Below are 17345 nucleotides of genomic sequence, written 5' to 3' on the forward strand. Positions count from 1 at the left end.
TGCCCATGCGTGCACCGCAGAAGAAGTTCCTGCCCACCACGGTCCTGGCCCTCACCACGGCCCTGGCCGCGTCCCTCACCGTGGGCGCGGCACCCGCGCAGGCGACCGACGGCCGGATATCCACGGCCTTCGTCCTGCCCGGCGCGAAGGTCTACCCCGAGGGCATCGCCACGGACCCGCGCACCCGCACGGTCTACGTCGGCTCGTACGCGGACGGCACCGTCTACCGGGCCCGCCCCGGCCGGCCCGAGGCGGAGGTGTTCCTGCCCTCCGGCACCGACGGCCGGCACACGGCGAACGGCCTGCGCGTCGACGCCCGCGGCCGCCTCTGGGTGACGGACTCCACCGCGGGCGTGTCGGTCTACGACACCGCCACCGGGGCGCGCCTCGCCCACTTCGAGGTGGCCGCGGGGGCTCCCGCCCGCTTCGTCAACGACCTGACCCTCGCCCCGGACGGCACCGCGTACCTGACCGACAGCGTGCGCGGGGTGGTCTACCGCGTGACACCGGACCAGCTGGCCGCCGGCAGCGGCGTCCTGACCCAGGCCTACGACCTCACCCCGGTGCTGCGCCCCCGGCCGGCGGGCGGCTTCAGCCTCAACGGCATCGTCTCCGACCGCGCGGGCCGCTATCTCCTCACCGTCGACATGATCGAGGGCGAGCTCTTCCGCATCGACCTGCGCACCGGAGCCCTCAGCCGGGTCGCCCTCGACGGCGGCGACCTGAAGGCCGCCGACGGCCTCGACCTCTCCCCCGACGGCACCCTGCGCGTGGCGCACAACACCACCAACACCCTGAGCCGCTGGCAGCTCTCGGCGAACGGCACCCGCGCCCGGCTGACCCGTACGATCACGGACCCGTCGCTGCAGATCCCCACCACCCTCGCCCACACCCCGGGCCGCACCCTGGTGGTCCGCTCGCAGTTCGACAAGGGCGGCCCCATGTCCCCGGGCGAAGGCACTCCCACCACGTTCACGGTCGCCTCGGTCCGCGGCCTCTGACCCCTGCGGCGGCCTTGTGGATCGGCTCGCCGGCCTTGGCCACGAGCCGGTCCGCGAGGGGCAGTCGAGCCACCCCCTTCCGCCCCGCTCAGCTCACCTCGGGGGCTTCGGCTTCGGCTTCGACTGCGGCCTTGCGGCCGCGCCTCGCGGCGCGCGCGTCGGCGACCGCGTACGGCAGTCCGGGCAGCAGCAGGAGCGGTGCGGCCCACAGCGGCAGCGTGAACAGCACCCCGTCACCGACCAGCCGCATCGCGAGCACCGCCGCGGGCAGCCCGACGGCGAGCCCGACCAGCCAGCTCTTGCGCAGGCCGATGCTGCCACGCCGCAGCTCCCAGGCGACGGTGGCGGTCCCCGTGGCCAGCCAGAAGGCGAGGAAACCGGCGGTCACGTCCACCTCGGTGGTCCACCGGATCAGGTACGCGCCCAACAGGAGCCAGCCGGCCACGAACAAGGCCATGGCCACCGTGCGCGGCGCCCGCCGGGAGAGCGGGGCGCGCGCCCGCGCCCAGGAGGCGGCGAAGGCCCGGACGTCCCGGCCGACGACGTCCTGCGCGGTGCGGCCGGCGGCCTCCGCGTCCTCGAGGTGCGCGGAGAGCTCGTCGAGCATCTCGCGCAGGGAGGCCCCGTCGACCCCCCGGTACTCCCAGTTGCTGCGGCAGGCGGCGAGTATCTGCGCGTTCGTCATGGTGTGCTGTCCCCCGTGGACTCCGTGCCGGTCAGGATCCGGCCCACCGCCCCGGCGAAGGCCTGCCAGTCGGCCCGGCCCCCGCTCAGTTCGGCACGCCCCGCCTCGGTCAGGCGGTAGTACTTGCGCGGGGCGCCACCACTGGGCGACGGCGCCCGGTACGAGGAGACGAGCCCCGCCCGCTCCATCCGCGCGAGCAGCGGATAGATGCTGCCGTCACTGACGATCTCCATCCCACTCCCGGCGAGCGCCTCGGCGAACTCGAAGCCGTACCTGGGCCGCTCGGCGATCAACGAGAGCAGACACAGGTCGAGCACCCCGCGCAGGAGCTGACTGCGCCGCTGGTCACCGGCGCCGGCCATCCCCTTTGTCATGCACCACAAGATAGCGCACTACCTTGCACCGCAAGGATCGACTCCCGGCCCGTCGGCGGGAATCCCCTCACCTTGGTGCGGTCGGCAGACACAGGTCACGGAGCCCCGGCACAATACGTGCAGCCATCCGTAGCTGAGGAACCACGCCGGCGAGAGGAATCGGATCGATGAGCGCGTTCGAAATCCCGCTTGAGTTAGCAGAGCAGTTCGGGCGCGGAAATGGTGTGCTCTTCGTGGGAGCGGGACTGTCCAAGGGCGCCGGGCTGCCGGATTGGCAGGGCTTGGTGCACGGACTCGCCGACGAGATCCCCGGATGTCCTCCAGACGCGGACCACCGGGACATCGCCGCTTACTACGAGCTGGAGTTCGGCAGGAACCGCCTCGTGCAGAGGATCCGGGACCAATTGGACACCCTGCATCTGCAGCCCACGCCGGTACATCATGCTGCCGCCGCACTTCCCGTCCCGTTGGTCGTCACGACCAATTTCGACGACCTCATCGAGCAGACCTACCGGGCGGACCGCAAGCCCTACAGCACCGTGACCCGCGCGGTCGACGCGGGATTCTGGTCGAGTGATCGCGTCCAGATCGTCAAGATCCACGGCGACCTCGCCATCCCGGAATCAATCGTCATCACCTCCAGTGACTACGAAGGCATCACGACCGACCGCCCTTCCCTCGTTCGGCTGCTCAGCTCGACCCTGCAGACCCGTACGGTGCTGTTCATCGGGTACAGCGTCACCGATCCCGATCTGCGCACCCTGCTGACCCAGCTGCGCCAGGAGTCCGGCGACTACCGGCGCAATCTCTATTCGGTCCAGTTCGACGCGCCCGCGCTGGCGGTGAAGGACCTTGAGCGCCGCGGCGTACGCGTCATCAACCTCACCTTGGCCGGCCGTTCCCCAAGCGAGGTCCTCCTGACCTGGCTCACCGAACTCCGACAGCGGGCCGCACGACACGCGCCACCGCCCGCCGAAAGCGCGGTGGAGCACAGAACGAGGAGCGACACGCAGCTCGCGAACGAGGTGATGGGGCTGCTCAAAACGATGGGCTACTCCCTGTCCCAGCCTCGGCGCAGTCCGGGAGTGGTGGATTTCCGCGCCAGCAAGCACAGCGAAGGCACTCACATTCTGCGCTGGGTCCGCTGTGTGGAGGGAAGTGTCGGTTCGGGCCACATCGAGGGGGCGCAGGCTCTGCGGGCGTCCGATGAGACGGAAGGGGAGATCTGGGTCGTCGCCTATCGCAGCGGCGTCTTCACGTCCCAGGCCAAAGTCCGCGCCGAGAACAGTCCGGACACCCGGATCATGTCCATCGCGCAGTTCTACCGCACCATGCTGAACATCGACAGCTATCTTTCACGCCTCATCGAGGAGCACGAGAGGCAACGCATCGACGATCTGTGGGTCAGCCTGGCCTGCGAAGTACCCCAGTACGACCGGCTACGGGCGACGTCGATCAGTGTCGACAGCTTCGACGACGTGGAGGCCTTCCTCGACGTGTGGATCGATACCCCCGGCCGCAACCACATCTCGATCGTCGGAGACTTCGGCACGGGAAAGACCTGGTTGTGCCGCCACTATGCAGCGACCCTCGCCCGCCGCTACCTGGAGGACTGCGAGCACAATCGTGTCCCCATTCTGATCTCCCTGCGCGATCGCTCCCGCGGCGACACCGTCAACATAAAAGAGCTCATCACCGACACCCTCGTGAACAGCTACGGCCTGCACCTGCCCGGTGGATACGAGACGTTCCAGTTCCTCAACCGCCACGACAGCCTGGTCCTGATCCTCGATGGTTTCGATGAGATGCAGGCCCGGGTCGACGACCTGGCCACCGTCCGGAACTTCGACGAACTCGCCAAGATCGTGGAACCCGAGGCAAACTGCAAGGCCGTCCTGACATGCCGGACCAGCTACTTCCGCACCGACCTGGAGGAGCGCGAGGTCCTGGCCGGAGAAGGCCTCCAGCGCATCCACCTGAGGGAGCGGCCCAATTTCGAGATCCTGCATCTCCTGCAGTTCGACGAGCAACGGATCCGTGAGGCGCTGCAACGCCTCGTCGGCAGCCGGTCCGAGGCGTACCACGAGCAGATGAAGCGGATCTACGACCTCGCGGACCTGGCTCAGCGGCCGATCCTGCTGTCGATGATCGCCACCACTCTTCCGATGCTCGTCCAGCAGGCGACGGTCAACCCCGCCACGCTCTACGAGACTTACACCGACGAGTGGATGCGCAAGAACCTGACGGAGCAGCGCTCCATCCTCGACTCCCGGGACCACCGCGCCCTCATGCAGGAACTCGCCTGGGAGATGTTCCGGCGAGAGACGGCGTCGGTGCACTATTCGGAACTTCCCCGGACTCTGCTCGAGTCCCTTCCCCACAGCCGGACACCGCTCGTCTACAACTACGAGCACGATGTCCGCACCCAGTCGTTCCTGCAGCGCGACAGAGCGGGCTACTACAGCTTCGCCCACAAGTCGTTCATGGAATTCTTCATCGCGCAGAGGATCTTCGCCGACATCTGCGAGGACGACAGCAGGCGCCTCACGGAGGCCCAGACGTCGCATGAGACCGACCAGTTCATCAAGGACCTGCTCCTGCGCGAGCCCGTTCACATCGCGACGCTGAAGCGCTGGATGAACGAGGGGGAGACATCCCTGCTCCAAGTCAACGCGGCCGGCATCATCTCCAAAGTGGGAGACCCCGCCCTGACCAGCAATGTCATCCAGCTGCTCGACCGCGACAAGGAAGTAAGGGGCCTCTACCTCACCGCCGTCATCTTCCGCGTGCTCGAGATCCGCTGGGAGTCCGCCCAGCGGCTTGCGAGCGAGCCCAACGGCAGGCGGCTGCCCCATCTCCTGACGCTCACCTCGGACCAACTGAAGACGGTCGCCAGCCGGTTCTGTGGTGAGGCGCTCAACCACCGCGACGGGGTGGCCCGCTGGCTCTCGCTGGCACTGCTGCAACAAGTGAGCGACGTGGCGGCTGACGACATCCTCCAGACCCTGGAAGAGGTTGAGCGCCATGAGGACGTGGCGGAGATCAGGGCGCTGATCCCGCGGATGAGATCGTCGTTGGGACAGGGAGCACCATGAACAGCGCCATTGCGATCGAGCCGGCCGCCCTGGGAGACACCGCGACAGGGCGGGCCAACGATCCGGAACTCGCCGCCATGCGCAGCCGGATCGCTGATGCAGTCCGCGCAGGGGGCGGCCACGTGGCCACGGCCGATCAGGCCGGCGGGCTCGTGTGGCTCACCCAGGACGGTGTCGGCGAACTGGGCAGATTCCTGGACAAACATCCCGCCATCCGCTGGGTTCAGTTCCCCTGGGCGGGGGTGGAGGAGCTCGTGGCACAAGGCTTCATGGACCGCGATGTGGCGTTCACCTGCGCCAAGGGCCTGTTCGCCGATCAGGTCGCCGAACACGCTCTGACCCTGGTCCTGGCATCTCTGCGCCATGTCGTGGTGCAGGCCCGGACTCCTCGCTGGCACTCGATCGACCCCGGTTCGCTCTTCGGCCGACGCGTCACCATCCTGGGTGGTGGAGGAACCTCCGCGTCGCTGGTGCGGCTGTTGCACCCCTTCCAATGCAGGATTCGGGTACTGCGCCGCACAGCACAGCCGATGGAGGGGGTCGATGAGACCCTCCCGGTGTCCGCGTTGGACCAGGTCCTGCCCGAGACGGACGTGCTGGTGCTCGCCCTCGCGCTGACTCCGCAAACCAGGAACATCATCGGCGCCGAACAGCTGGCCCTGCTCCCGCCCCACGCGGTCCTGGTCAACGTCGCACGCGGGGGACACGTCGACACCGAAGCTCTGTACTCGGCTCTGCGGGACGGATCACTCGCGGCCGCGGCGCTCGATGTCACGGAACCAGAGCCACTCCCTGAGGGGCATCCGCTCTGGCATCATCCCGGAGCCCTCATCACTTCTCACTGTGCGGACTCGGCCGAGTATGTGGCCGCCATGCTGTGCGGACGGGTGACGCGCAACGTGGCGAACCTGCGAGCCGGTCTCGAGTTGGAGGGTCTCGTCGACGCAGGGCAGGGCTACTGATCCACAATCACATAGACGCGGACGAACCAGTGGCCAACCGTTGCTGCATGCAGGTGACCGCTGACGGCGCTTCCGTCTTCCGTGCCGAACACGGCGTGGATGTGCGGAACGCCGTCACGCACCTCCCCCGTGCCGAACATCTCCAGTGGATCGGTGTACGTCCGGATGACATCGGAGCCGGCGTCACCCTTGGGCATGGTGCTGACCTCGCAGTGGTCCACGGCCCCGATGACGGATACGATCGCTCCCTTGACGACGCTTCGCGCCGCCAGCTCCGCCCGTACGCGGCTCAACACCTCTTCGCCCTGGCTCACTTCGATGGTCAGCATCGTCTCTCCCGCACGATCCAAGTGGCATCCGGGCGCGCCGCGGCCACGGTACGCGCCGCCCAACGGGGCGATCCTAGCCAGTCGGCCGGCTCCGTCACACCGTCTCAGCGAACCCCGCCCCTGGCCTCTTTCGCCAGCTGGTCGAAGTTCTGCGCGATCGCCTCGCCAAGCGTCCATGTGTGCCAGAAATGGGCTCTGGCCTGCGGACTGGAGTCCAACATGTCCGCCCTCGCATAGGCGGCGTTGGCCCAGTCGAAGCGGCGCCCCGCCGGGTCCGCGTGGTGTGCGTCGTGACAGCCGTTGTCGGTCAGGCCGATGACGAAGAGCCGTCCGACGGCCAGATGCCAGAACAGGAAACGCATCCACCATGTGCACCAGGCACGCAGGTGGGCCGGGGTCCAAGGCGCCGGATCCGGAGTGCGGTCGGCGAAGAACCGGGCACCGGTCTTCTCCGCGTATCCCGACCAGCCGGGCTCCTCGGACTCCTTGAACCACGCGTGTAGGCCCAGCGCGTAGAGCACCATGCTCATGTGGTGGCCGACTGTCAGCGGAAGGACCCATGCGACGGCCCATGCGATCAGTGGCGCGGGCCCGCCGAGCTTCAGGGAGCATGCCACCGCGAACAGCAGCAGGACCGCCTGGAGCCCCACGAAGCAAGCGGTGCGCAGGGGACGCCGCCGGGGTGCGAAGTTCCGGCCGAGTCGTTTGGCCACGGTGTGCGCGATCAGCCGTGGTGAGATCAGCGCCCGCACCAGCCTCCGGGGGTACTCCTGCCTCGGAAGCCCGGGGACGATGCCCAACCGTCCGAGATCCTTTTGGTCGGGGTCGTCGTCCATGGCCAGTGAGGCGTGGTGCACCGCGTGGTCGGCGCGGTAGTCGGCCAAGGACTGGGTCATGCCGACCACACCCGCCAACTCGCCTATCAGCCTGCCGTGGAGCCCCAGATCTCCGTGGCTGGCATGGTGCAGGACGAAGTTGTGCTGGGCCCGGAAGGCCCCTGCTGCGACCACGCAGCACATCGACGCCGCTGCCGCGGCCGACAACCTGACCGGCAGCGGAGCGGACGCCGAACCGGCCAGCACGGCGGCTGCCCCCAGGCTCACGGAAGCGAGCAGGACCGCGAAGCTGCCGGCCCAGCAGAGGGCCGGGGTCTTCCGCAGAAGCGGCCTCTGGAGCCGGTGCGGCGCACCGATGGCAAAGGTGAGAAATGCTTGGAACAGTCTGCCTTTCGGCAGGGAGTGGAATGCTCGGCACCGATTGCACGGCATTCCATCGGCTGCACATAAGTGACAGGTGATTTCAGCACCGCTCCGACCCATGACCCCTCCTTGTCGAGCACTATGGCAGCGCCCCGACCAGGCTGACAAGAAGCGGTTTCGACGTCGAAATCACGCCTCCGGCGGATCAATCAGTTCCGGAAGCAGCGTGAGAACGGACCGGCAGACCTCGGCCTGCACATCCGTATAGGCCAGTAGATAGACGGTGCGGATCCGGGAGGCCGGATGGGCCTGGAAGTAGCCCGCGACAGCGATCGCCAGCACCTCGGCGGTCTTCCGCAGATCGCTGTTGCCACCCCCGGTCCCCAGCAACGGCAACACGACGGAGCGCAGCCCCTCTCCCGCCTCGTTCAGCCGGTCCACCTCGCCCAGCAGATTGCGCACGCACCGGTCCAGGTCCATGACCTGCCTGAACCCCGATGCCGGCTCGCCCTCGACAGCGGCGACGTGGACGATGCGCTTGACCTGGTGGCTCGCGCGGAGCTCTCCTGGCCCGGTACTCAGCACCTGGCCCGCGGCGACGTGGGTCTGACCGGCCATTTTCCCGGCCAGTTCCTGGGCGATCCGGTCTCTCACGAGGTGTCCGCCGGTATCCCGCGTCCCTCCGTGATAGCGGATCGTCGCGGAGATCGTCGGCTCGGTGACACGGGACATGTCCATCTGGGTGTTCTCGGGATTGACCCACACGTCCACCCCCAAGACGTTCGCCAGATTTCCGGTAATCATCCCGAGGTGGTGCCGGCGGCTGCCCTTGAGCGGAATCTCGTACCGGGTGCTGCGTGCCGGCGGCACCGGCGCGTCGTGCGCCGCCAAGGCGCGGTCCAGCTGTTTCCGGAGTCTGGCATTCTCCTTCGTGGCGGCCTTGAGCGCGGCGGCGGTCTCGTCGTGGGGCCTCGTCCTGGAAAGCCAGGAATAGGAGGCGATCATGAAGAACCCGGCAAACCCGGCGGCTCCGCCGAGCCCGAACCCCATCGCTCTGCCTTCCGAGATCGAGTCCGGGAACGTCGAATACAGGAAAAGCGCGCTTGCCAGCGAGTAGAGGAGAACGGAAGGTAACTGCAGCGCATACTGCCGCCCCTGCCCCCTCGGTCCCGAAGCCCAGATCTGCAGCCCTATGCCCGTCGCAATGAGAACACTCGTCACACCCAACAGCAGCCAGCTCACCGGTGTCGCGTCCTCCCCTGTTGCACCCCAGTGGGACGCCTACCTTCGAGGCACACGCCCGCCCCGGAGGCTACTCCCGAAGAAGCGTCATGTCCCACGGACATCACGACACTTGGCCGTCACAGCCACACGGCCGTCACGGGCGGATGGCATCCCTTGCAGCCACCTCACGTGCCCCCGCCACACAGAACTCAGCCTGGGCAGTACATGGAGGTTCATCCGCGACGCGCGCACACCTGGCCGAGCGCGCCGATCGCGACGACGTACCCACAGTGATCACACGCCGAGGCAAGAAAGCAGGCGCCGTCGTCTCCATCGAAGTGCTGAGCGTGTAGCTGATCGAGGTTCCGCCCGGACAGCACAAAGGCCGCGAACTCGCGCCATATGACCCACGTACCGGTCTGCGTCGTCGCTGGCATCGCTTTCGATGGTGCGGACCTGGCCGAGGATGGCCTGGAACTGCTGAAGGGCGACGGTGACCTGGCCGAGCTCGGCGCGGCAGTGCGCCGCCTGGGTACGGCACAGTCGTGCGTCTTCGCTGGCCCGGATGATGATCTCGCCGAGTACCTCCGCGGCCTGTTTCCGACGCCCCGACGCGCGCTCCGCGATTCCCGCCGGCAGGGCGAGAAACGGCGTAACCGCCCGGCGCCAGGTGACATCCCGGAGTCCCAGGAGAAGCGTCCGGCCGAGCCGGGCCTCACGGCAGCGGCGTAGTCCCGCCGGCCGCTCTCAAGGCAGACGACGGGGCAGTCCCAGCACCGGAAGAGCCAAGGGTCCGACTCCGAGGAGTCGGACCCATTCCGACCTGCAGATGTGCTAGATCAGCGGCACTGCAGTAAGTCGCTCGTCAGACGTTGAAGCGGAACTCGACCACGTCGCCGTCCTGCATGACGTAGTCCTTGCCCTCCATGCGGGCCTTGCCCTTGGAGCGGGCTTCGGCGACCGAGCCGCAGGCGACCAGGTCCGCGAAGGAGATGACCTCGGCCTTGATGAAGCCGCGCTGGAAGTCGGTGTGGATCACGCCGGCGGCCTCGGGGGCGGTGGCGCCCTGCTTGATGGTCCAGGCGCGGGTTTCCTTCGGGCCGGCCGTCAGGTAGGTCTGCAGGCCCAGGGTGGCGAAGCCGACGCGGCCGAGGGTGGCCATGCCGGGCTCGTCCTGGCCGACCGACTGGAGGAGTTCGAGGGCTTCCTCGTCGTCCAGCTCGACCAGGTCCGCCTCCAGCTTGGCGTTCAGGAAGATCGCCTCCGCCGGGGCGACCAGGGCGGACTGCTCCGCCTTGAACGCGTCGTCCGTCAGCTCGTCCTCGTCCACGTTGAAGACGTAGAGGAAGGGCTTCGTGGTGAGGAGGTGGAGCTCGTGGAGGAGGTCGCCCTGCTCCGTGCCCTTGGTGATGCCGCGGGAGAAGAGGGTGTGACCCTCCTCCAGGATCTTCTGGGCCTTCTCGACGGCGGCCAGGACGGCGACCTTCTCCTTCTGGAGGCGGGACTCCTTCGTCAGGCGCGGCACCGCCTTCTCGATGGACTGGAGGTCGGCGAGGATCAGCTCGGTGTTGATCGTCTCGATGTCGTCCTTCGGCGAGACCTTGCCGTCGACGTGGACGACGTTCTCGTCCTTGAAGGCGCGGATGACCTGGCAGATGGCGTCCGACTCGCGGATGTTCGCGAGGAACTTGTTGCCCAGGCCCTCGCCCTCCGAGGCGCCGCGGACGATGCCCGCGATGTCGACGAAGTCGACCGTCGCCGGGAGGATCCGCTGCGAGCCGAAGATGCCGGCCAGGACGCCGAGGCGCTGGTCCGGGACGCCGACGACGCCGACGTTCGGCTCGATCGTGGCGAACGGGTAGTTGGCCGCCAGCACGTCGTTCTTGGTCAGGGCGTTGAACAGGGTCGACTTGCCGACATTCGGCAGGCCGACGATTCCGATCGTGAGCGACACGTTGGCGACTTCCCGTAGCTGGAGGGGGCGGCGGCCCGGAGGTGGGCCACCGGACAGTTTACTTTCCGATGAGCGGCGGTGGATGTACGCGTGTCCGGGAGCGGATCCGGCGCCCTCCCCGCCTAGTTTGGTGGGGTGGAGCAATACAGGACGCGACCGGCCCCTCACCCGCAGCGACCCCCGGCCCAGCGCCGTCGGCCGCCGACGGGCATGCCCGCCCGGGGCGGCGACCCGCGGCCCGCGGCGGTGCGGCGGATGCCCCGGCCCCGGCTGACCGGGCTCGGCGGCGGGCTGTTCGCGTGCGCCGCCATGGTGCTCGTCGCCGGGATCTGCTGGCTGCTCTTCGGCTCCTCGCTCTTCGTCTACGGGCTGCTCTTCGTGCCCGTGGCGGCCGCCGCCGCGCTCTGGGTGCGGCCCGCCGACCTGATCACCGCGCCGATCAGCGCCCCCATCGCCTTCGCCGCCGGGGTGTGGCCCATCTCGGGCGGCTCCGGCGGCTTCGGCGGGCAGCTGATGGGGCTGGTGTCCGCCCTGTCGCTGCACGCCGGCTGGCTGTACGCGGGCACGCTGGTCGCCGCGCTGATCGTCATCGTGCGCAAGGCCGTGCTGATCGGGAAGAGGCGGCTCCCCCGCCGGACCGCCTCCACCTCCTAGCCCGGCCAGATCCGGTGGCCCGGATCCGGTGGCCCGGCAAGATCCCGGCTACCCGCCCTTGGCCGCCATCGCCGCGCCCACGATCCCCGCGTTGTTCTGCAGCTTCGCCGGCACGATCTCGGCCCGGACGTCCTCGATCAGCGGAAGGAACTTCTCCGGCTTGCGGCTGACGCCGCCGCCGATGATGAAGAGGTCGGGGGAGAAGAGCATCTCCACGTGCTCCAGGTACCTCTGCACCCGGTGCGCCCAGCGCTCCCAGGTGAGCTCGTGGTCCTCCTTGGCCTTCACCGACGCCCGCGTCTCCGCGTCGTGGCCCTTCAGCTCCAGGTGGCCGAGCTCCGTGTTCGGCACCAGCCGTCCGTCCCGGAAGAGGGCGCTCCCGATGCCGGTGCCCAGCGTGAGCAGGATGACCGTGCCGTCCCGCCCCTTCCCGGCCCCGTACGCCATCTCCGCGATCCCCGCCGCGTCCGCGTCGTTGAGGACCGTGACCTGCCTGCCGTCCAGGCGCCGCGAGAGCAGGTCCGCCGCCTCGACGCCGACCCACGCCTTGTCCATGTTGGCCGCCGTGCGGATGACGCCGCCCGTGACCACCCCCGGGAAGGTGACGCCCACCGGGCCGTCCCAGTCGAAGTGGCGCACCACCTCGACGACGCAGCCGGCCACCCCGTCGGGGGTGGCCGGCTGCGGTGTCAGTACTTTGTGGCGCTCTTGCGCCAGGTCGCCACGGTCCAGGTCCACGGGAGCGCCCTTGATCCCGGATCCGCCGATGTCCACGCCGAAGATCTGCATGGACATACCGTACGAAAGGAGTTACTTGTCTGCGACCAGTTCGGCGGCCTCGGCACGCAGGTCGCGGCGCAGTTCCTTGGGCAGCGAGAAGACGATCGACTCCTCGGCGGTCTTGACGATCTCCACGTCCGCGTAACCGCGCGCCGCCAGCCACTCCAGGACCTCCTCGACCAGGACCTCCGGCACCGAGGCGCCCGAGGTGAGGCCGACGGTGGTGACGCCCTCCAGCCAGGCCTCGTCGATCTCGCTCGCGAAGTCGACGAGGTACGCGGCGCCCGCGCCCGCGTCGAGCGCGACCTCGACCAGCCGGATGGAGTTCGAGGAGTTCTTCGAGCCGACCACGATGACCAGGTCGGAGTCGGCGCCCATCACCTTGACGGCGGCCTGCCGGTTCGAGGTGGCGTAGCAGATGTCGTCGCTGGGCGGCGAGACGAGCAGCGGGAACTTGGTCTTCAGCGCGTCGACCGTCTCCATCGTCTCGTCGACCGAGAGGGTGGTCTGCGACAGCCAGACGACCTTCGACTCGTCGCGCACCTCGACGCCCGCCACATCGTCCGGACCGTCGACGATCGTGATGTGGTCCGGGGCCTCGCCGGAGGTGCCGATGACCTCCTCGTGGCCCTCGTGGCCGATGAGGAGGATGTCGAAGTCCTCGTTCGCGTACCGGATGGCTTCCTTGTGCACCTTGGTGACCAGCGGGCAGGTGGCGTCGATCGTCGCGAGCTTGCCGCGCGCCGCCTCCTCGTGCACCACCGGGGCCACGCCGTGCGCGGAGAACATCACGATGGAGCCCTCGGGCACCTCCTCCGTCCGCTCGACGAAGATGGCGCCCTTCTTCTCCAGCGTCTGGACGACGTACTTGTTGTGCACGATCTCGTGGCGGACGTAGACCGGCGCGCCGTACTGCTCGAGAGCCTTCTCGACAGCGATCACGGCTCGGTCGACGCCCGCGCAGTAGCCGCGCGGGGCGGCGAGCAGGACACGGCGGGAAGCGGCAGCAGTCATGCCCTCCATCGTACGGGGGTCCCCAGCAGGCCGTTCGTCCCCCGTCCGCCCCACACTTGTTCGCAAGCGTGTTCACAGCATCCCTCGGAGGGCCGATGGTGTCGGGTACGGATCCCAGTACGGCGCCGCCGGTACCCGAGCGGGCCCCTGGCGGCCCGCTCCGGCGGAGCCTCGGCTTCCGGGACCTGGTCGTCTACGGGCTGCTCTTCATCGCCCCGATGGCCCCCGTCGGGGTCTTCGGCACCCTGGACGCCACGTCGCACGGGGCCGTCGCCCTCGTCTACCTCGCCGCGACCGTCGCGATGGCCTTCACGGCCTTCTCGTACGCCCAGATGGTGCGGGTGGCCCCGCAGGCCGGCTCGGTCTTCACCTACGCCCGCAAGGGCCTGGGCGAGGGCCCGGGGCTGATCGCCGGCTGGATGGCGATGCTCGACTACCTGCTGATCCCGGCGGTCGCGTACCTCTTCTCGGGGATCGCGATGAACGCGCTGGTGCCGGAGGTCTCACGGTGGGTGTGGACGGCCCTGGCCGTCGTGATCACCACCCTGCTCAACCTGTGGGGCGTACGTGCGGCCGCGCGCGTGGGCTTCGCCGTGCTGGCCCTGGAGATCCTCGTCCTGCTGGTCTTCCTGGTCGCCGCGGTGACCGTACTGGCCCAGGGAGGGGCGCGGCGCGGCTGGCTGTCCCCGCTGACCGGCGACGGCTCGCTCGGTTTCAGCACGGCCGCGGTGCTGGGCGCGGTGTCGGTGGCGGTCCTGTCGTACCTCGGCTTCGACGCGATCGCCTCCTTCGCCGAGGAGGTGACGGGCGGCTCGGAGCGCGTGGCGCGGGCGGTGCTCTTCTGCCTGGCGCTGGCGGGGCTGCTGTTCGTCGCGCAGAGCTATCTGGCGGCGCTGCTCATGCCCGTGTCCGCGGCGGAGCTCGCGGCCGATCCGGGACAGCAGGGCCCGGCCTTCTACAACGCGGTGGAGTCCTCGGTCGGCACCTGGCTGCACGACCTGGTGGCGGTCGGCAAGGCGATCGGGGCGGCCTTCGCGGCGCTGGCGGGGCAGGCGGCGGCCGGCCGGCTGGTGTTCGCGATGGCCCGGGAGCGGCGGCTGCCCCGGGTGCTCGCGCGGACCTCGGACGGCACCCCGCGGCCGGCCCTGCTGGTGGCGGCCACCGTCACGCTGGTCGCCGCCGTGTGGGCGGCCCGGCGCGATGACGGGCTGGACCACCTGGTGTCCGTCGTGGACGTCGGGGCGCTGGTGGCCTTCACCCTGCTGCACGCGTCGGTGGTGGGGTGGTTCGTGGTGAAGCGGCGGGAGGGCCCGCCGGTGTGGTGGAAGCACCTGGTGATGCCGGTGCTCGGCGCGGCGGTGACCGTCGCGGTGATCGTGGAGGCCTCCTGGACGGCGCAGGTCGTGGGCGCGGCGTGGCTGGCGGTGGGCCTGGGCGTGCTCCTCGCCCAGCGCGGCCGGCGCGGCGGACCGGACGGACCGGGCGCACCCGGCGCCTCGCGCGCGGCCGGCGGACCCGCGGATTCCGCGGCTCCGGGACCCGACACCCGCCCCGGGGCCTGAGACGCTGTCAGCGGAGCCCGTTAGCCTGCGTGCATGGGTCTGAATACGTCGGCCGAGGCGCCGCTGCCGGTAGGCCAGGTGTCCCGGCTCATCGGGGGCTGGATCGAGCGGCTCGGTCAGGTGTGGGTGGAGGGGCAGATCACGCAGCTCTCGCGGCGGCCGGGGGCGGGGGTGGTCTTCCTGACGCTGCGCGACCCCTCGCACGACATCTCGGTCAGCGTGACCTGCTTCCGCCAGGTCTTCGACGAGGTCGCGGACGTGGTCTCGGAGGGGGCGCGGGTCGTCCTGCTGGCCAAGCCCGAGTGGTACGCCCCGCGCGGCCAGCTGTCCCTGCGGGCCACGGAGATACGGCCCGTCGGCATCGGGGAGCTCCTCGCCCGGCTGGAGCGGCTCAAGCGGTCGCTGGCCTCCGAGGGGCTCTTCGCTCTGGAGCGCAAGAAGCCGCTGCCGTTCCTGCCGCAGCTGATCGGGCTGGTGGTCGGGCGGGCCTCGGCCGCCGAGCGCGACGTACTGGAGAACGCCCGCCGCCGGTGGCCGGCGGTCCGCTTCGAGGTGCGCAACGTGGCGGTCCAGGGCGTGCACGCGGTGCCGCAGGTGGTCCAGGCGGTCAAGGAGCTCGACGCCCTGGAGGAGGTCGACGTGATCATCGTGGCGCGCGGCGGCGGCAGCGTGGAGGACCTGCTGCCCTTCTCCGACGAGGAGGTCGTGCGTGCGGTCGCGGCGGCCCGCACGCCCGTGGTCTCGGCGATCGGCCACGAGCCGGACTCCCCGCTGCTGGACCTGGTCGCGGACGTACGGGCCTCCACGCCCACGGACGCGGCGAAGAAGGTGGTCCCCGACGTGGGCGAGGAGCTGGAGCGCGTACGCCAGCTGCAGGCTCGGGGGCTGCGCGCGGTGACCGGGCTGCTCGACAGGGAGGAGCGGGGGCTCGCGCACGCCCTCGCCCGGCCGGTCTTCGTCCACCCGCAGCGGATGGTGGAGATCCGGGAGGACGAGCTGGACGCGCTGCTGGCGCGCGGCCGGCGCACGCTCGGGCACCTGCTGGACCGGGCCGACTCGGAGCTCGCCCACACCCTCGCCCGGGTGGTGGCGCTGTCCCCGGCCGCGACGCTGGAGCGCGGGTACGCCGTACTGCAGCGGGCCGACGGCCATGTGGTGCGCTCGCCGGAGGGGCTCGCGGCGGACGAGGTGCTGCGCGCGCGGGTGGCGGAGGGCACCTTCTCCGTACGGGTCGCCGCGCCCGAGTAGCGGGCGAAACACGACACACGGCCGCAACCAACTGGTTGCACTACACACAGGGTGGAAAAGGGAATGGCAGAGGCCGAGACGGCGCTGGGATACGAGCAGGCCCGCGACGAGCTCATCGAGGTCGTCCGCAAGCTGGAGGCGGGCGGGACCTCGCTGGAGGACTCGCTGGCGCTCTGGGAGCGCGGCGAGGAGCTGGCGAAGGTGTGCCGGCACTGGCTGGAGGGGGCCCGGGCCCGGCTGGACTCGGCGCTGGCGGCGCGTGAGCCGGCCGAGGAGGAGTGATCCCGATCACCATCAGGGGCATTTAGTTGAAAGTTCATCTACTTCGGCCGTAGAGTCTGGGACATCGCTTCACCTCCGTATGGAAGAAGGCTTTCCGATGTCTCTCGTTCTTGACTCCGCCGCGCAGGACCTGCTGTTCCGCGAGGCCCGCACGGCCAACGCGTTCTCGGACGAGCCGGTCACCGAGGAGCAGGTCCAGGCGATCTACGACCTGGTGAAGTTCGGCCCCACCGCGTTCAACCAGACGCCGCTGCGCATCACGCTGGTCCGCTCCCCCGAGGCCCGCGAGCGCCTCGTGAAGCACATGGCCGAGGGCAACGCGGCGAAGACCGCCACCGCGCCGCTGGTCGCGATCCTCTCCGCGGACAACGAGTTCCACGAGGAGCTCCCGCAGCTGCTGCCGCACTTCCCGCAGGCCAAGGACCTCTTCTTCGCCGAGCGCCCGGTCCGCGAGCAGTCCGCGCTGCTGAACGCCGCCCTGCAGGCCGCGTACTTCATCGTCGGCGTCCGCGCCGCCGGTCTGGCCGCGGGCCCGATGACCGGCGCCGACTTCGGTGGCATCCAGAAGGAGTTCCTGGACGCCGACCACACCCCGCTGATGGTCGTCAACATCGGCAAGCCGGGCGAGGACGCCGCGTTCCCGCGCTCCCCGCGCCTGGCGTTCGACGAGGTCGTCACCACGGTCTGAGCCGTCGCGGCCGCAGGCCGCAGTTTGCGAAAAGGGCCGTGCCCCCGGAATCCCGGGGGCACGGCCCTTTGTCTGCGCCCCCCGGCCGGGGCTCCGCCCCGCACCCCGCGCCTCAAACGCCGGCGAGGCTGGAGTAGTGCGGAGGCGGAGGCTGAATAGGTTGCGGCGAGGCTGAATAGGGTGCGGCAAGGTCGCAGGTTCTGGGGTAGCAGCCGGGCCGGTTGGGCCGGGGTCGGGTGTGTGTCGGGGTGTCCCCGCAGGGCGCCGAACACAACAAGGCTCCGCTCTCCGACC

The 17345-nt window shown here is 69.6% G+C and carries 17 protein-coding genes and 1 pseudogene; 10 read left to right on the forward strand and 8 right to left on the reverse strand.

Annotated elements, in window-relative coordinates:
• The first annotated feature begins 5 nt into the window (after positions 1-5).
• On the forward strand, positions 6-1001 hold the full coding sequence (locus ACZ4VT_RS13550) for an SMP-30/gluconolactonase/LRE family protein (RefSeq protein ID WP_467949182.1): 996 nt from the start codon (positions 6-8) through the stop codon (positions 999-1001).
• Between the two features lie 88 nt (positions 1002-1089).
• On the opposite strand, the gene ACZ4VT_RS13555 is transcribed toward ACZ4VT_RS13550, so the two are convergent.
• Complete coding sequence (locus tag ACZ4VT_RS13555; protein WP_467949184.1) at positions 1090-1686, reverse strand: hypothetical protein; 597 nt, start codon at positions 1684-1686, stop codon at positions 1090-1092.
• On the reverse strand, positions 1683-2060 hold the full coding sequence (locus ACZ4VT_RS13560) for a PadR family transcriptional regulator (protein WP_467949186.1): 378 nt from the start codon (positions 2058-2060) through the stop codon (positions 1683-1685). Before ACZ4VT_RS13560 ends, ACZ4VT_RS13555 begins: the two co-directional genes overlap by 4 nt.
• 167 nt (positions 2061-2227) lie before the next feature.
• On the opposite strand from ACZ4VT_RS13560, the gene ACZ4VT_RS13565 reads away from it, so the two are divergent.
• Complete coding sequence (locus ACZ4VT_RS13565) at positions 2228-5155, forward strand: SIR2 family protein (protein WP_467949188.1); 2928 nt, start codon at positions 2228-2230, stop codon at positions 5153-5155.
• Entirely contained in the window at positions 5152-6117 is a 966-nt protein-coding gene (locus ACZ4VT_RS13570) for a D-isomer specific 2-hydroxyacid dehydrogenase family protein (protein ID WP_467949190.1), read from the forward strand. The genes ACZ4VT_RS13565 and ACZ4VT_RS13570 overlap by 4 nt, the downstream gene beginning before the upstream one ends.
• Here the strand turns inward: ACZ4VT_RS13570 and ACZ4VT_RS13575 are convergent.
• From ACZ4VT_RS13575 to ACZ4VT_RS13585, 3 genes are all read right to left on the reverse strand, one after another.
• Positions 6111-6446: a PCC domain-containing protein gene (locus tag ACZ4VT_RS13575; RefSeq protein WP_467949192.1), complete on the reverse strand. Its 336-nt coding sequence runs from the start codon at positions 6444-6446 to the stop codon at positions 6111-6113. The two genes, ACZ4VT_RS13570 and ACZ4VT_RS13575, sit on opposite strands and share 7 nt — an antisense overlap.
• Before the next feature lie 104 nt (positions 6447-6550).
• Positions 6551-7549, reverse strand: coding sequence for a hypothetical protein (locus tag ACZ4VT_RS13580; RefSeq protein ID WP_467949194.1), 999 nt, complete (start codon positions 7547-7549; stop codon positions 6551-6553).
• A gap of 285 nt (positions 7550-7834) precedes the next feature.
• Positions 7835-8887: a macro domain-containing protein gene (locus tag ACZ4VT_RS13585; protein WP_467949196.1), complete on the reverse strand. Its 1053-nt coding sequence runs from the start codon at positions 8885-8887 to the stop codon at positions 7835-7837.
• A gap of 236 nt (positions 8888-9123) precedes the next feature.
• Here ACZ4VT_RS13585 and ACZ4VT_RS13590 point away from each other — a divergent pair.
• Positions 9124-9213: pseudogene (locus tag ACZ4VT_RS13590) on the forward strand (type II toxin-antitoxin system prevent-host-death family antitoxin); the annotation flags it as partial.
• A gap of 58 nt (positions 9214-9271) precedes the next feature.
• Positions 9272-9601: a hypothetical protein gene (locus tag ACZ4VT_RS13595; protein WP_467949198.1), complete on the forward strand. Its 330-nt coding sequence runs from the start codon at positions 9272-9274 to the stop codon at positions 9599-9601.
• Between the two features lie 133 nt (positions 9602-9734).
• Here ACZ4VT_RS13595 and ychF read toward each other — a convergent pair whose 3' ends face one another.
• Positions 9735-10823: a redox-regulated ATPase YchF gene (gene ychF, locus ACZ4VT_RS13600; protein ID WP_351583980.1), complete on the reverse strand. Its 1089-nt coding sequence runs from the start codon at positions 10821-10823 to the stop codon at positions 9735-9737.
• A 255-nt stretch (positions 10824-11078) separates the two neighbouring features.
• On the opposite strand from ychF, the gene ACZ4VT_RS13605 reads away from it, so the two are divergent.
• A complete protein-coding gene (locus tag ACZ4VT_RS13605; protein ID WP_467949200.1) occupies positions 11079-11477 on the forward strand; it encodes a DUF6542 domain-containing protein in 399 nt (132 codons plus the stop codon).
• 48 nt (positions 11478-11525) lie between these two features.
• Here ACZ4VT_RS13605 and ppgK read toward each other — a convergent pair whose 3' ends face one another.
• Together ppgK and ACZ4VT_RS13615 are read right to left on the reverse strand one after the other, a co-directional pair.
• Positions 11526-12266: a polyphosphate--glucose phosphotransferase gene (gene ppgK / locus ACZ4VT_RS13610; RefSeq protein ID WP_467949202.1), complete on the reverse strand. Its 741-nt coding sequence runs from the start codon at positions 12264-12266 to the stop codon at positions 11526-11528.
• 21 nt (positions 12267-12287) lie between these two features.
• Positions 12288-13280 carry a 4-hydroxy-3-methylbut-2-enyl diphosphate reductase gene (locus tag ACZ4VT_RS13615; protein WP_467949203.1) on the reverse strand — a complete coding sequence of 331 codons (993 nt, stop codon included), beginning with the start codon at positions 13278-13280 and terminating at the stop codon, positions 12288-12290.
• Positions 13281-13366: 86 nt separating this feature from the next.
• On the opposite strand from ACZ4VT_RS13615, the gene ACZ4VT_RS13620 reads away from it, so the two are divergent.
• The 4 genes from ACZ4VT_RS13620 to ACZ4VT_RS13635 all read left to right on the forward strand — a co-directional run bounded on the left by ACZ4VT_RS13620 (position 13367) and on the right by ACZ4VT_RS13635 (position 17051).
• Positions 13367-14833: an APC family permease gene (locus tag ACZ4VT_RS13620; protein WP_467949205.1), complete on the forward strand. Its 1467-nt coding sequence runs from the start codon at positions 13367-13369 to the stop codon at positions 14831-14833.
• Between the two features lie 33 nt (positions 14834-14866).
• Positions 14867-16081, forward strand: coding sequence for an exodeoxyribonuclease VII large subunit (gene xseA, locus ACZ4VT_RS13625; RefSeq protein ID WP_467949207.1), 1215 nt, complete (start codon positions 14867-14869; stop codon positions 16079-16081).
• Between the two features lie 63 nt (positions 16082-16144).
• Positions 16145-16363: an exodeoxyribonuclease VII small subunit gene (locus ACZ4VT_RS13630; protein WP_319723379.1), complete on the forward strand. Its 219-nt coding sequence runs from the start codon at positions 16145-16147 to the stop codon at positions 16361-16363.
• A gap of 97 nt (positions 16364-16460) precedes the next feature.
• Positions 16461-17051 (forward strand): malonic semialdehyde reductase, encoded by a 591-nt coding sequence (locus tag ACZ4VT_RS13635; protein WP_467949210.1) that lies wholly within the window; start codon positions 16461-16463, stop codon positions 17049-17051.
• Positions 17052-17345 lie beyond the last annotated feature (294 nt).

Source organism: Streptomyces sp. NPDC029164 (assembly GCF_055563995.1).

What these genes read in the sequence shown, in the direction of transcription:
- ACZ4VT_RS13550 (WP_467949182.1), top strand. Translation starts at nt 6, where the DNA reads ATGCGTGCACCGCAGAAGAAGTTCCTGCCCACCACGGTCCTGGCCCTC.
- ACZ4VT_RS13555 (WP_467949184.1), bottom strand. Translation starts at nt 1,686, where the DNA reads ATGACGAACGCGCAGATACTCGCCGCCTGCCGCAGCAACTGGGAGTAC.
- ACZ4VT_RS13560 (WP_467949186.1), bottom strand. Translation starts at nt 2,060, where the DNA reads ATGACAAAGGGGATGGCCGGCGCCGGTGACCAGCGGCGCAGTCAGCTC.
- ACZ4VT_RS13565 (WP_467949188.1), top strand. Translation starts at nt 2,228, where the DNA reads ATGAGCGCGTTCGAAATCCCGCTTGAGTTAGCAGAGCAGTTCGGGCGC.
- ACZ4VT_RS13570 (WP_467949190.1), top strand. Translation starts at nt 5,152, where the DNA reads ATGAACAGCGCCATTGCGATCGAGCCGGCCGCCCTGGGAGACACCGCG.
- ACZ4VT_RS13575 (WP_467949192.1), bottom strand. Translation starts at nt 6,446, where the DNA reads ATGCTGACCATCGAAGTGAGCCAGGGCGAAGAGGTGTTGAGCCGCGTA.
- ACZ4VT_RS13595 (WP_467949198.1), top strand. Translation starts at nt 9,272, where the DNA reads ATGACCCACGTACCGGTCTGCGTCGTCGCTGGCATCGCTTTCGATGGT.
- ACZ4VT_RS13605 (WP_467949200.1), top strand. Translation starts at nt 11,079, where the DNA reads ATGCCCCGGCCCCGGCTGACCGGGCTCGGCGGCGGGCTGTTCGCGTGC.
- ppgK (WP_467949202.1), bottom strand. Translation starts at nt 12,266, where the DNA reads ATGCAGATCTTCGGCGTGGACATCGGCGGATCCGGGATCAAGGGCGCT.
- ACZ4VT_RS13615 (WP_467949203.1), bottom strand. Translation starts at nt 13,280, where the DNA reads ATGGAGGGCATGACTGCTGCCGCTTCCCGCCGTGTCCTGCTCGCCGCC.
- ACZ4VT_RS13620 (WP_467949205.1), top strand. Translation starts at nt 13,367, where the DNA reads ATGGTGTCGGGTACGGATCCCAGTACGGCGCCGCCGGTACCCGAGCGG.
- xseA (WP_467949207.1), top strand. Translation starts at nt 14,867, where the DNA reads ATGGGTCTGAATACGTCGGCCGAGGCGCCGCTGCCGGTAGGCCAGGTG.
- ACZ4VT_RS13630 (WP_319723379.1), top strand. Translation starts at nt 16,145, where the DNA reads ATGGCAGAGGCCGAGACGGCGCTGGGATACGAGCAGGCCCGCGACGAG.
- ACZ4VT_RS13635 (WP_467949210.1), top strand. Translation starts at nt 16,461, where the DNA reads ATGTCTCTCGTTCTTGACTCCGCCGCGCAGGACCTGCTGTTCCGCGAG.